Origin of the sequence: Comamonas sp. Z3 (genome assembly GCF_008121565.1) — a bacterium.
Classification (GTDB): Bacteria; Pseudomonadota; Gammaproteobacteria; order Burkholderiales; family Burkholderiaceae_C; genus Comamonas; species Comamonas brasiliensis.
In genome coordinates this window covers 423,006-435,887 of sequence record NZ_VOQU01000002.1, presented here as the reverse complement: position 1 = coordinate 435,887, position 12,882 = coordinate 423,006, and the positions used below count along the sequence as shown (strand labels likewise).

Here is a 12,882-nt window from a genome sequence, read left to right as displayed (position 1 = left end):
GCCATGCCCGACAATAGCGCCCATGTCTTTGACCGCGCCTTTGCTGCCTGCCGCCCAAGCCCTGGGCACAGGCGCCTCCGAAATCATTGTTGCCTATGCCAGCGGCCCTGCCGACATTCCCCAGGCATGGGACGGTTTGCAACTCCCTCACCTGCAGGCCTTGCTGGCAACGCTGACGCCGGCCTCGCTGGTGCAGGGCGACGAGATGGACTTCTCTCCTCCGCATGAGCGCGCCCTGGCCCGTGGCATGCAACTGCCCGATACACCCGGGCTGATTCCCTGGGCTGCGCTGGCGGCTGGAGACAGCAGCCAGGCCTGTGCCTTCATCACGCCCTGCCACTGGCATATCACGCCGGACCAGGTCCATCAGACCGACCCGGCCGGCGCGCCACTGGACGAAGACGAATCCCGCCAGTTGCTGGCGCTGATCGCTCCCTGGTTCAGCGACGACGGCATCACGCTGGAATATCGGCGCGCCGACCTCTGGCTGGCGCGCGGTGCGGCCTTCAAGGGCCTGGCCACCGCCTCGATGGACCGTGCGCTGGGCCGCGACGTGCGCCCCTGGATGCCCGACCCGATTCAGGGAGCCATCATTCAGCGTCTGCAGACCGAGCTGCAGATGCTGCTCTACACCCATGTCTTCAACGACCGACGTGCCGAACGCGGTCTGCCGCCCATCAACTCCTTCTGGGTGCATGGCACGGGAGACCTTGCCAGCCTGCCTGCGGCGAACTCCCGGACCGTGTGCGTGGATGATCTGCGCCACACTGCGCTGCAAGGCAATGTGCAAGGCTGGCAAAAGGCCTGGCAGTCACTGGACAGCAGCCTGATCGCCGAGCTGCAGCAGCGGGCTGCCCGCGGAGAACCGGTCAAGCTCACGCTCTGCGGCGAGCGCAATGCCGTGCAATGGCAAAGCCAGCCACGCGGCCTGATGGACAAGATAAAGGGTGTTTTTGGCACGAAACGCCTGCCAGATCTACGGGAAATGCTATGAAGATAATTCCCAGATCCATCCCCAACGACAGTGTCTCTGCACTGCTGCAGGCCAAGATTCATCCCTTGCTGGCCCAGCTCTATGCAGCGCGAGGCGTCTGCTCGGCCGACGAACTGGACGATGCCCCGGCCCGGCTGCTGCCACCCTCGGGCCTGCGCGGCATCGATGCTGCCGTGCAACTGCTGGCCGATGCCATAGCCGCGCAAAAGCGCCTGTGCATCGTCGCCGACTACGACTGCGATGGCGCAACCGCCTGCGCCGTGGGCCTGCGCGGCCTGCGCATGCTGGGCGCGCCCCATGCCGACTACCTCGTGCCCGACCGCGTGGTCGACGGCTACGGCCTGACCGCCCCCATCTCGCGCCGCGTCAAGGAGACCGGCGCCGACATGCTGATCACCGTGGACAACGGCATTGCCAGCGTGGAAGGCGTGGCCGTGGCCAAGGAGCTGGGCATGTCGGTCGTGGTGACCGACCACCATCTGCCGGGCGACCACCTGCCGCCAGCGGACGCCATCGTCAACCCCAACCAGCCTGGCTGCGAGTTCGCAAGCAAGTCCATGGCCGGCGTGGGCGTCATGTTCTATGTGCTGCTGGCCCTGCGCACCGAGCTGCGCAACCGCGGCCGCTTTGATCGCCACAACCAGCCCAGGCTGGAGCAATTGCTGCCCCTGGTGGCGCTGGGCACGGTGGCCGATGTGGTCAAGCTCGATGCCAATAACCGCCGTCTGGTGGCGCTGGGCCTCAAGCAGATTCGCAAAGGCAGCATGCAGCCCGGCATACGCGCGCTGTTCGAGGCATCGGGCCGCCGCTTCGACATGGCCTCCACCATCGACTTCGGCTTTGCCCTGGGACCGCGCATCAATGCCGCCGGACGGCTTGCCGACATGACCATAGGCATCGAGTGCCTGACTACGGAAGATGTCAGCCGCGCCGACAATCTGGCACGCATGCTGGACAGCATCAACCGCGAGCGCCGCGAGATCGAAGTCAGCATGCGTGAGCACGCCCTGCTCATGGCCGAAGGCCTGTGCGAGGACGGCATGACGCCGCCACCGGCCATCAGCGTGTTCGACCCCGACTTTCACGAAGGCGTGGTCGGTGTGGTGGCCTCGCGCATCAAGGACAAGCTGCACCGACCCACGTTTGTGTTTGCAGCCAGTGGCGCTCCGGGCAAGGAGCATGAGCTCAAGGGCTCGGGCCGTTCCATTCCAGGCTTTCATCTACGCGATGCGCTGGACCTCGTCAGCAAGCGCCACCCCGGTCTGATACTGCGTTTTGGCGGTCACGCCATGGCAGCAGGCTGCACCATAGAGGAAGCGCACTTTGACGAGTTCGAAAAGGCTTTTGCCCAGGTCGCCAGGGAGTGGCTGGATGCCGCGACGCTGACGCGCAGGCTGGAGACCGACGGGCCGCTTTCGCCCCAGTGGCTGGACACCGGCCTGATCGAACAAATGCAGCTGGCCGTCTGGGGCCAGGGCTTTGCCGCGCCGACTTTCAGCGAAGAGCTGGAAATCACCTCGCAGCGCCTGGTCGGCGAAAAGCATCTGAAGCTGGAGCTGCTGCACCATGGCTCCAAGATCGACGGCATCTGGTTCAACCACACCGACCCGCTGCCCGCGCGCACCACCCTGGCCTATCGCCTGGACATCAACGAATGGCGCGGTGAACGCAAGGTGCAGTTTCTGGTGGAAGCCGCGCAGGACTTCGAGGGCGGTGCCGGCAACATGGGCTTCTGATCTTCGCTCCAGCCAGGGAGGCCGCCACTGCGGACGCGACGGCTGTCCGTTTCACGCTGCACCCGGAAAAGGCCCGCCGCTTCCTGTCAGAAGCGGCAGGCCTGCAAGCGGATGCCGACTTGCTGATTTAGAAAGTTTCCCAGTCCCCATCGCCAGAGTCCGCAGCAGGCTTGGCCTTGCTGGCGCTCAGTGCCGAGGGAGCCGGGCCTGCAGGCGCTTTCCTGATCGCAGGTCTGGCCGCAGCGGCAGTCTGCTTCACCGGGGCCATGGCCGGCATGGCGCGGCTGGCCGGGCGCTGGGGAGGGGCCACCTTGGCATGACTGGTCTCATGACCGAGCTTGAAGATGGACACCACTTCGGCCAGGCGGCGCGCCTGCTCCTGCATGGACAGCGCCGCTGCGCTGGACTCCTCCACCAGCGCCGCATTCTGCTGCGTCATCTGGTCCAGATTGCTCACCGCCTGATTGACCTGGTTGATGCCGTCGCGCTGCTCGGTGGACGAGGCCGTGATCTCGCCGATCAGGTCGCTGACGCGGCGCACGCTGGCCACGATCTCGCTCATGCTCTGGCCCGCCAGTTCCACCTGCTGCGAGCCCGACTGCACATTGTCCACGCTGGTGGTGATGAGCTGCTTGATCTCCTTGGCGGCTTCGGCACTGCGCTGCGCCAGGCTGCGCACCTCGCCAGCCACCACGGCAAAGCCACGGCCCTGCTCGCCGGCTCGTGCCGCTTCCACGGCCGCATTCAGGGCCAGGATATTGGTCTGAAAGGCAATCGAGTCGATCACACCGATGATGTCGGCAATCTTGCGGCTGCTGTCGGTGATCTGGCCCATGCTCTGCACCACCTGCTGCACCACGCGGCCTCCTTGCTCGGCGGCCTGGGCAGCAGTAGAGGCCAGCTGATTGGCCTGGCGTGCAGTGTCGGCGGACTGGGTGACGGTGGCCGTCAGCTCTTCCATGCTGGCTGCGGTTTCCTCGAGATTGGCCGCCGTCTGCTCGGTACGTGCTGACAGATCCTGGTTGCCCGTGGCAATCTGGCCCGAGGCCGAAGAGACGGACTCCACGCCCGAACGCACCTGGCCGACGACGGAGCGCAGACGCTCGGCCATGGCGTTCAGGGACTTGAGCAGCAGGCCCAGTTCGTCATGACGGTCATTGCGCACGGTCGCCGTCAAATCGCCGGCAGCGATGGAGTCGGCCAGAGCTACCGCCTCATTCAACGGAGCGATGATCGATCGCAGGATCAGAGCCGCCATCGCCAGACCCAGCAGAACGATCAGGCCGCAGACCAGACCGATAGCCACATAGGCCTGAGACTGGCGTGCCTCGCCATCGGCAATCGCACGCTGGCTGCGCTGCTCCTGCAGTTGCACGAACTTGCGCTGCGCATCCACGTAGACCTTGGCATTGGGACGCAGCTGCTTTTCAACCAGATCGAAGGCCGCTGCAAAGTCATTGTCCTTGCGTGCGGCCTGCACGGCGGCATTGCTCTCCAGCGTCGCGCGCCTGCGCTCGGCGACTTCATCCAGCACCTTGCGCGATTCCTCGTCGGTGACCAGTTCGTTGAGCTTTTTCTGCAGCTCGGTGATATGCGCAATCCCGTCGCTCATCAGCTTGCGCTGCTGCTCCACCAGATTCTCTTCGGAAGAGATCGCAGCAACGATGGAACGATCCACACTTTGCTCGGTCAGATGGCGCCACTCGCTGGCAATGTTGGCGGCCATCCGGGTGCGTGTGGCCTCCTTGGAGATGCTCACGTAGACGCGATCCAGGTATATCAGACTGCCTGCCGATACCAGCAGCAAGCCCACCAGCAGGCCAATCACCAAAGCCCACAGCTTTTGTGACACCGAGAACTGATTCAATTTCATTTTTTATCCATCTCAATAAATCAAGCAATACCGTGGCAGCCTTAACGCATTCAAAAACTCACAAGCGCCGTAGCCAATCCTTCTTCGGCATGTGGGCGGCATATTTGAGCTTTGTTACAAGCCGCTGCCACAAGCATGCTCGTGCTATGACCCAAGTCATGATTGCCTGCAGCGGCCTACAATGAGGCCGTGCCCAAAACCTATCTCAATGCCGATCTGCACTGTCACTCCGTCGTCTCCGACGGCACCTTGACGCCCGAGCAACTGGCTCTGCGCGCGGCCGAGCGCGGAGTGGAGCTGTGGGCGCTGACCGACCACGACGAAGTCGGCGGCCAGCACCGGGCCGCCGCCGCCGCGAAGTCGGCAGGACTGGACTATCTGACAGGCACGGAAATTTCCGTCAGCTTCTCGGGCTGCGGCGTACATATCGTGGGTCTGGGCTTTGACGCCGACGATGCCGCGCTCACGCAAGGCCTCTACGACACACGCCATGGCCGCGGCCCGCGCGCCCGCGAAATGGCCAGGCAGCTGGAGCTGGCCGGCATTGCAGGCGCCTATGAAGGAGCGCTGCGCCATGCAGGCAACCCCGAACTGATCTCGCGCACCCACTTTGCACGCTTTCTCGTGGAGACCGGGGTCTGCGCCGATACCTATGAGGTCTTCAAACGCTATCTGACCGAAGGCAAGCCCGGCTATGTCGCCCATGTCTGGGCGAATCTGCATGATGCCGTGCGCTGGATCGTGGATGCCGGCGGCGTGGCCGTGATTGCCCACCCGGCGCGCTACGACCTGAGCCGCAACGAGGAATATGCGCTGTTTTCCAAGTTCAAGGAACTCGGCGGCCAGGGCGTGGAGGTTGTCACAGGCAGTCACCGCCCGCATGAATATGCAAGCTACGCCGATCTGGCTGTGGAGTTCGGCCTGGCAGCCTCGCGCGGCAGCGACTTTCACAGCCCCGATGAATCGCAGATAGACCTGGGGCAGTTGCCCTATCTACCCAGCCAGCTCACACCGGTCTGGGAGCTGCTGCAGGACCGCATACAGCGTGCATAAAGAGCACGACTTACGCAAAACGTGCGACTGCCTCAAAAGGCGGGCCATTGTTGCATTTTTGTTTGCGTAAGTCCTAAAGAACAGGGAGAAGCCGCATGACCACCGTTTTTGAAGTCTATCCAGAGAACCCGCAGCCGCGCATCATCAAGCAGGCGGCGGAGATGCTGCGCAAGGGCGCCATTCTTGCCGTTCCCACCGACTCCAGCTATGCCCTGGTCTGCCACCTGGACGACAAGAACGCTGTGGATCGCATGCGCCGCATCCGGCAGATCAACGACAAGCACCACCTGACGCTGCTGTGCCGCGATCTGTCCGAGCTGGCCAACTATGCCCGCGTGGACAACCGCCAGTACCGCTTGCTCAAGCTGGCCACACCAGGCCCCTACACCTTTATTCTTGAAGCCAGCAAGGAAGTGCCCAAGCGCCTGAGCCACCCCTCGCGCAAGACCATTGGCCTGCGCGTGCCGGATCGCAAGGGCCTGCAACTGCTGCTGGAAGAACTGGGCGAGCCCTTGCTGGCCACCACCTTGATCGCGCCCGGCGAGACCGAGCCGCTCAATGATGCCGATTCAATCCTGGAGCGCTTTCCCCATGAGCTGGATGCCGTGGTCGACTCCGGTGCCTGCCCGCAGCAGCCCACCACGGTGCTGGACCTCACGCCCATGGCCTTGAACAATTCGCCTGTCGTGGTGCGCCAGGGCATGGGCAGCCTGAAGGACATCGGCCTGCAACCCGAATAAGCGCGGCCTCATGCAGGAAAAGCAGCCGCCGCAAGACTTTGTTCAGCGCCACTGGCCCTGGCTCATCGGCTTTTTGTGCGCCTACTCGGTGCTGGTGGCGGTGCTGTTCTGGCAGGCGTCTCAGTCATGGCTGATCTATGCCCTCGCCACCCTCTGGACGGCGTGGGCGATCAGGGCCTATGGCAAATGCCAATCATTTCATGTCTCTCCGGGCCTGTCGGCACAGGCGGGCGACTCCATGCTGCGCCGCAGAGTCCTGCTGGGGGCGTCCATCTGCCTGCACTGCGGCTTTACAGCCATGGCCGTCTACGGGCGTCTGCGCGAGCTGTCCTGAATCAGAACTCTTCGTAGGCCAGCTCCGGTGCGCGAGCTGGCTGAGCCTGAGCGGTCGCAGCCCGGCGCGGCGCCGCCATGGCGGCAGGCGCCAGGCCCGGAGCCTCATCATCATCGAGCTTGAAGGCACCCACGGCCTGCTGCAGATCCTGCGTGCGCGCATTGAGCGCCGCTGCGGCCTGCGTCGCCTGCATGACCAGGGCTGCATTCTCCTGATTGGTGCTGTCCATATGGGCCACGGCCGTATTCACATGGGCAATGCCCTCGCTTTGCTGCTGCAGCGCGCCCGATATCTCACTCAGCAAGCCGGTGACCTGGCCCACGGACTGCATGATCTCCTTCATGGTGCTGCCGGCCTGGCCCACCAGACCCGAGCCGCTCTCGACCTGGGTCACGCTGGCCGTGATCAGCTCCTTGATCTGCTTGGCCGCCTCGGCACTGCGCTGCGCCAGCGAGCGCACCTCGCTGGCCACCACGGCGAAGCCGCGTCCCTGCTCGCCGGCACGCGCCGCTTCCACGGCCGCGTTGAGCGCCAGGATATTGGTCTGGAAGGCAATGCCTTCGATCACCTGAATGATGTCCACAATCTTGCGCGAGCTGCTGCTGATGGCGTCCATGGTGTGAACCACCTGATCCACCACATCACCACCGCGCCCGGCCGTGGCCGAAGCCGTGACGGCCAGGGAACTGGCCGAATGGGCACGCTCGGCATTCTGGCGCACGGTGACGGTGAGCTGCTCCATGCTGGCAGCAGTTTCGGTCAGCGCGCTGACCTGCTGCTCGGTACGGCTGGAGAGATTGATGTTGCCTGCATCAATCTCGTAGGCCGACACGGCCAGCGAGTCGGTCGACTGCTTGATACGGCCCACCAGTTCGGTCAGCGTGTCTTCCATGGTGCTCAGCGCCGTCAGCAAACGTCCGAACTCGCCTTCGGCATTGGAAGAGAACTCCTTGCTCAGGTCCCCTGCCGCCACGGTCTCGGCAATCAGGATGGCCTCCTGCAGGGGCGCGACGATGCGTCGGCGCAGGCTGACCCAGGACCAGGCGCAGGAAATGCAGACCCAGGCCCCCAGTGCCAGCAGCCACCAGCGCGAACGCTCCACCTCGGCCATCAGACTCTCAGACTGCTGCGCCGTCAGCGAGCCCGCCTTGAGCACCTCCAGCACATCGGACATTGCTGACCAGGCAATTCCCATCAAAGCCAGCACAAAAACACTGATGCTGACAAATGCGATCACCAGTCGCTTGCTTACCGTCATATCGATCCCCTTGCCCTGTCCTGCCGAACGCCGTGTTATGTGTTGATGTCGCCAAACCGAACCAACCTGTTCCTGCGAGCAGGCCATGTCCGGGAATTTGCGCGAGTTGCATTTTGCTACATCTGGTTTACCACACAACTATGTGCAACCCGTATTTCTGCAAGCACACACGGCTTGTCCCGGCACAACATGGCAGCTTGACGCGGCGTCTGAGACAATCAGCGCGTGGAACCCTCTGAACTCATACAAACCGTACTGATCTACGCACTGCCCGTGCTGTTCGCCATCACCATTCATGAGGCGGCGCACGGCTATGCTGCGCGTCACTTTGGCGACAACACCGCAGCCATGATGGGGCGCATCACGCTCAACCCCATCAAGCATATCGACCCCATCGGCACCATCCTGATGCCGCTGCTGCTGTATTTCGCGACTTCGGGCGCGTTTCTTTTCGGCTACGCCAAGCCCGTGCCCGTGCGCTTCGACCATCTGCGCCACCCCAAGCGCGACATGATCTGGGTCGCGCTGGCCGGCCCGGCCTCCAATTTCGTGCAGGCCGTGTTCTGGGGCCTGCTGCTGATCGTGCTGGTAGGCACAGGTCTGCAGGAGCGCTTTTTCCTGGAGATGTGCCGTGCCGGCATCCTGGTCAATCTGGTGATGTGGGCCTTCAATCTGTTTCCGCTGCCACCTCTGGACGGCGGCCGCATCCTGGTCGGCCTGCTGCCATGGAAGCAGGCGCAGGTGCTGGCGCGCATCGAGCCCTATGGCTTTTTCATCGTCATGGCATTGGTGATCGCCGGCGTGGTCGGCAGCTTCTGGCTGCGCCCGCTGATGAGCCTGGGCTACTCGGCCATCGATCTGATCCTCTACCCCTTCATGGCCTTGCTGCGCTGAACCCAGCGCCTGGTCTGCTACTGATATCTGTTGTTGATCCCTATGAGCACCACCCGTTTTCTGACCGGCATCACCCCCAGCGGTACCCCGCATCTGGGCAACTACGCAGGCATGATGCGCCCGGCCATCGAGGCCAGCCGCGACAAGAATGTGGAGAACTTCTACTTTCTGGCCGACTACCACGCCCTCATCAAGTGCCAGGACCCCGAGCGCGTGCAGCGCTCGACCATCGAGATTGCCGCCAGCTGGCTGGCCGCGGGCCTGGACCCCGAGCATGTGACCTTCTACCGCCAGTCGGACATCCCCGAGATCCCGGAGCTGACCTGGTTCCTGACCTGCGTGACCGGCAAGGGGCTGCTCAACCGCGCCCATGCCTACAAGGCGGCGGTGGACAAGAACAATGCATCCGGCACCGAACCTGACGACGGCGTGACCGCCGGTCTCTTCATGTACCCCGTGCTCATGGGTGCCGACATCCTGATCTTCAACGCCAGCAAGGTTCCTGTGGGCCGAGACCAGGTCCAGCATCTGGAGATGGCGCGCGATATGGCGTCCAGCTTCAACCACATCTACGGCAGCGAGTACTTCACCCTGCCCGAAGCCGTGGTGGAGGAATCCGTCGCCACCCTGCCCGGCCTTGACGGCCGCAAGATGAGCAAGAGCTACAACAACACGATTCCGCTGTTCGCACCACGCGAGCAGCTGAGGAAGCTCATCAACAGCATCACCACAGACTCGCGTGCTCCCGGCGAAGCCAAGGAAGTCGAGGGCTCGGCCCTGTTCCAGATCTACCAGGGCTTTGCCAGCGAAGAGGAAAGTGCCGCACTGCGCCAGCAATATGCCGAAGGCATTGCCTGGGGCGATGCCAAGCAGATCCTGTTCGCGCGCATCGACCGCGAAATCGCCCCCATGCGCGAGCGCTACGAATACCTGATTGCCCATCCCGCCGAGCTGGAAGAGATTCTTCAGGCCGGCGCGGTCAAGGCCCGCAAGCTGGCGACTCCTTTGCTGCAGCAGCTGCGCGCCGCCGTGGGCATCCGCAATCTGGCGCAGGCCAGCAAGGCCAAGGCCAAGGTTGCCAAGACGGCGCTGCCCCAGTTCAAGCAGTATCGCGAGACGGACGGCCAGTTCTACTTCAAGCTGGTGGCTGCTGACGGCCAGTTGCTGCTGCAAAGCCTTGGCTTTGCAGCGCCCAAGGAAGCGGGCCAGAGCATTGCCCAGCTGCAGCGCGAAGGCGCAACGGCTCTGGCCGGCCTCAAGCCGCGCCTGCAGACACTGGCCGACGTCAGCGACGACCAGGTGATCCAGGCTCTGGAACAACTGCGTGAGGCCGCCGAGCAATAGCTCCTCACCCCCTATGGGACGCTGCCTGCGCATTCAACAGGCAGCGCGGATTTAATCCTTCGCACTAAAGGAACGACCGATGCGCATTGCGGCCCTGGATGACGATCCACTACAACTGGAACTGTTGCAACAAGTCGCGACGGAAGCCGGGCACAGCTGTCACTCTTACCTCAAGGGGGCGGCCCTTCAGCAGGCCCTGCGGCGTGAAAGCTTCGATCTGCTGCTTGTCGACTGGGAACTGCCCGATAGCAGCGGGCCGGACATCGTGCGCTGGGTGCGCGAGCAGATCAGCAAGGAAGTGCCGATCATCTTCGTGACCCACCGCAGCGAAGAGGCCGACATTGTCGAAGGCCTGGCCAGCGGTGCCGATGACTTCATGATCAAGCCCATCCGCGCGGGCGAGCTGCGCGCACGCATCTCCGCACTGCTGCGCCGCGCCTATCCGCTGACGGCACAAAGCGTGCTGGACTTCGGCCCCTACCGATTTCTCACCACCACCAACGGCATTGAGATGCAAGGCAAGCCCGTGGAGGTCACGCACCGTGAATACACGCTGGCGCTGACGCTGTTCCAGAACCAGGGCCGATTGCTCTCGCGCGATCATCTGCGCGAAGTCGTCTGGGGCCATAACGCCGAGGTGCAGTCGCGCTCGCTGGACACCCATGTCTCGCGCCTGCGCAATCTGCTGAATCTGCGCGCTGGCCAGCCCTATGCCATCTCGGCCGTTTATGGCTATGGTTACCGCCTGGATGCCCCCGAAACCGCGGAGCCCGCAACCCCGGCTGCTTGAGTTTGAGCAGCCCCTATACCCCTGACCCTCAAATGCCTGCTTTACGCCCCGCCCTCCGCTCTACCCGCACCCCTTTGCCCATGCTGGGCGCCGGCATGCTCTGGGTGGTGTTCGGGGGGATGACGGCGACAGGTGTCGCCCACGCCCAGATCACGCCACGCGCCAGCGATGCCATAGCCCACCGCGTGGTGAGCGGAGATACGCTGGAGGTGCTGGCGGCCCGCTATCTGGGCGACCACAAGCGCTGGACGGCGCTGCAAAGCCATAACAAGGTGCTGGACCCGCTGCGCCTGCGCCCCGGCTCGGTGCTGGAAATTCCCACCCGCCTGCTGCGCGCGGCAATGGCCTCCGTGGAATTTGTGCAGGGCGATGTGCAAAGCACCCGCTCGCTCGACCATCTCGCCGACTCGGCCAAAGTTCCGACCCAGCCCGTGCAAAAAGGCCAGCTGCTGCAGGAAGGCGATTCGCTCCAGGTTCCCGCCAACGCCTTTGTCTCCGTGCGCCTGGCCGATGGCTCACTGGTGCGCGTGCAGTCGGAGTCCGATGTCGAGCTGCGCCAGATGCGCCGCAAAGGCCGTGCCGGCAGCCTGCAGTCCGTCATCGATCTGCGCGAGGGCGCTATCGAAGCCAACGTGCCCAGGCAAGCCAATGGCGAGCGCCGCTTCGAAGTGCGCACCCAGGCAGCCTCGACCAGCGTGCGCGGCACCCGGTTTCTGGTGTGGAGCGATGGGCAGGGCCGCACGGCTGCTGCCGTCGACGAAGGCTCGGTCGCCGTGCATACGGGCCAGCCCTCGGCCCTGCTCAAGCCCGGTCAAGGCCTGTCCGTGTCCGCCGACGGCCAGCTCGGCAAGCCAACGGCCATGCTGGCAGCTCCCGATATCGCGGCCTGGCCCGCCTTGGTCGAAGACGCCAGCTGGGTCAGCCTGCCCCTGCCCGCCATGGCGGGTGCCGTGCGCTATCAGGTGCTGCTGGCCCAGGACAAGGATCTGACGCAAATCGTGCGCGGCGGCCTGTTCACCCAGTCACCGGCCCGCCTGACGGGCGTGGAGGACGGCAGCTATATTGCCGCCATTCGTGCCATCGATGCCAATGGCATTCCCGGCAAACCCAGCCTGCAGGCGCTGCGCGTGAAGGCCCATCCGGTGCCTCCGCTCTACGAGTCGCCTGCCCCCGACGCCACCGTCGGACAGGGCCAGCACGGCCTGAAGTGCACCCAGGTGACCGAAGCCTCGGCCTACCGTATCCAGGTCGTCGCGGCGAACGGCAGCTTTGCCCAGCCCCTCATCGATGCCGGCGAGCTCAAGGACTGCGCCCTGCCCGCCGAGGCGCTGGCCAGGCTGCCTGTCGGCGAATACCTGTGGCGCGCGGGCAGCATCCGCACGCTGGGCAACGGCCAGCCGGATGCGGGCCCCTTCGCCGCCCCGCAAAAGATGAAGCTGGCCCTGCCCCCCCAATCGCCCGAACTGCAGATCGGCGGCGCACCCGGCGAGGGCAGCAGCCATATTCACTGGACAGGCGAAGAGGGCCAGCGCTACCGCATCGTGGTGGCCAGCGACGCCGGTTTTGCCGCGCCCCTGGTCGATACCTGGGTGACCCAGCCGCAGTGGAACACGCAGGAGCTCCCCCCCGGCACCTACTATCTGCAGATGCAGGTCGAGGATGCCAACGGCCTGCGCAGCAACCTCTCTGCCGCGCGTCAGTTCCAGACCGGCAACTGGGTGACCACCTCCGAAGGACAGACACTGACTTCCGGCGATGGCCTGCGTCTGATGCGCCAGTAAAAACAATAGCTGCCAGCGCTTGTACTTCATGATATTCCAAAGGATTCATTCCTCAAATTCATATCTACCAAGTGCTAGCAGCTAT

Annotated in this window: 11 protein-coding genes; 9 read left to right on the top strand and 2 right to left on the bottom strand. The window is 64.1% G+C overall.

Features of this window, described 5'->3' with window-relative positions; all coding sequences use genetic code 11:
* Positions 1 to 22 precede the first annotated feature (22 nt).
* Both FSY59_RS06660 and recJ read left to right on the top strand, forming a co-directional pair.
* Positions 23 to 994, top strand: a complete 972-nt coding sequence (locus FSY59_RS06660; RefSeq protein WP_148728696.1) for a phosphoglycerate mutase — start codon at positions 23 to 25, stop codon at positions 992 to 994.
* Positions 991 to 2,730: a single-stranded-DNA-specific exonuclease RecJ gene (gene recJ, locus FSY59_RS06655; protein ID WP_148728695.1), complete on the top strand. Its 1,740-nt coding sequence runs from the start codon at positions 991 to 993 to the stop codon at positions 2,728 to 2,730. The genes FSY59_RS06660 and recJ overlap by 4 nt, the downstream gene beginning before the upstream one ends.
* Positions 2,731 to 2,857: 127 nt before the next feature.
* Here recJ and FSY59_RS06650 read toward each other — a convergent pair whose 3' ends face one another.
* Positions 2,858 to 4,603 carry a methyl-accepting chemotaxis protein gene (locus tag FSY59_RS06650; protein WP_050872092.1) on the bottom strand — a complete coding sequence of 582 codons (1,746 nt, stop codon included), beginning with the start codon at positions 4,601 to 4,603 and terminating at the stop codon, positions 2,858 to 2,860.
* Between the two features lie 189 nt (positions 4,604 to 4,792).
* Here FSY59_RS06650 and FSY59_RS06645 point away from each other — a divergent pair, with 189 nt between their 5' ends.
* The 3 genes from FSY59_RS06645 to FSY59_RS06635 all read left to right on the top strand — a co-directional run bounded on the left by FSY59_RS06645 (position 4,793) and on the right by FSY59_RS06635 (position 6,730).
* Entirely contained in the window at positions 4,793 to 5,656 is an 864-nt protein-coding gene (locus FSY59_RS06645) for a 3',5'-nucleoside bisphosphate phosphatase (protein ID WP_029158590.1), read from the top strand.
* Positions 5,657 to 5,751: 95 nt separating this feature from the next.
* On the top strand, positions 5,752 to 6,396 hold the full coding sequence (locus FSY59_RS06640) for an L-threonylcarbamoyladenylate synthase (RefSeq protein WP_003058308.1): 645 nt from the start codon (positions 5,752 to 5,754) through the stop codon (positions 6,394 to 6,396).
* A 10-nt stretch (positions 6,397 to 6,406) separates the two neighbouring features.
* On the top strand, positions 6,407 to 6,730 hold the full coding sequence (locus FSY59_RS06635) for a hypothetical protein (RefSeq protein WP_003058311.1): 324 nt from the start codon (positions 6,407 to 6,409) through the stop codon (positions 6,728 to 6,730).
* Position 6,731: 1 nt separating this feature from the next.
* Here FSY59_RS06635 and FSY59_RS06630 read toward each other — a convergent pair whose 3' ends face one another.
* A complete protein-coding gene (locus tag FSY59_RS06630; protein WP_148728694.1) occupies positions 6,732 to 7,988 on the bottom strand; it encodes a methyl-accepting chemotaxis protein in 1,257 nt (418 codons plus the stop codon).
* 225 nt (positions 7,989 to 8,213) lie between these two features.
* Here FSY59_RS06630 and FSY59_RS06625 point away from each other — a divergent pair, with 225 nt between their 5' ends.
* The 4 genes from FSY59_RS06625 (at position 8,214) to FSY59_RS06610 (ending at position 12,797) form a co-directional block, all read left to right on the top strand.
* The gene (locus FSY59_RS06625; protein WP_148728693.1) at positions 8,214 to 8,882 is read left to right on the top strand and encodes a site-2 protease family protein; all 669 of its coding nucleotides are present in this window, start codon (positions 8,214 to 8,216) and stop codon (positions 8,880 to 8,882) included.
* Positions 8,883 to 8,924: 42 nt separating this feature from the next.
* Positions 8,925 to 10,226, top strand: coding sequence for a tryptophan--tRNA ligase (locus FSY59_RS06620; protein ID WP_003058315.1), 1,302 nt, complete (start codon positions 8,925 to 8,927; stop codon positions 10,224 to 10,226).
* Positions 10,227 to 10,305: 79 nt separating this feature from the next.
* Positions 10,306 to 11,016 carry a response regulator transcription factor gene (locus FSY59_RS06615; protein WP_003058316.1) on the top strand — a complete coding sequence of 237 codons (711 nt, stop codon included), beginning with the start codon at positions 10,306 to 10,308 and terminating at the stop codon, positions 11,014 to 11,016.
* A gap of 74 nt (positions 11,017 to 11,090) precedes the next feature.
* Positions 11,091 to 12,797 (top strand): FecR domain-containing protein, encoded by a 1,707-nt coding sequence (locus FSY59_RS06610; protein WP_019043315.1) that lies wholly within the window; start codon positions 11,091 to 11,093, stop codon positions 12,795 to 12,797.
* Positions 12,798 to 12,882: the final 85 nt, after the last annotated feature.

Coding starts and splice junctions, on each gene's coding strand:
- FSY59_RS06660 (WP_148728696.1), top strand. CDS start 23: ATGTCTTTGACCGCGCCTTTGCTGCCTGCCGCCCAAGCCCTGGGCACA.
- recJ (WP_148728695.1), top strand. CDS start 991: ATGAAGATAATTCCCAGATCCATCCCCAACGACAGTGTCTCTGCACTG.
- FSY59_RS06650 (WP_050872092.1), bottom strand. CDS start 4,603: ATGAAATTGAATCAGTTCTCGGTGTCACAAAAGCTGTGGGCTTTGGTG.
- FSY59_RS06640 (WP_003058308.1), top strand. CDS start 5,752: ATGACCACCGTTTTTGAAGTCTATCCAGAGAACCCGCAGCCGCGCATC.
- FSY59_RS06635 (WP_003058311.1), top strand. CDS start 6,407: ATGCAGGAAAAGCAGCCGCCGCAAGACTTTGTTCAGCGCCACTGGCCC.
- FSY59_RS06630 (WP_148728694.1), bottom strand. CDS start 7,988: ATGACGGTAAGCAAGCGACTGGTGATCGCATTTGTCAGCATCAGTGTT.
- FSY59_RS06620 (WP_003058315.1), top strand. CDS start 8,925: ATGAGCACCACCCGTTTTCTGACCGGCATCACCCCCAGCGGTACCCCG.
- FSY59_RS06615 (WP_003058316.1), top strand. CDS start 10,306: ATGCGCATTGCGGCCCTGGATGACGATCCACTACAACTGGAACTGTTG.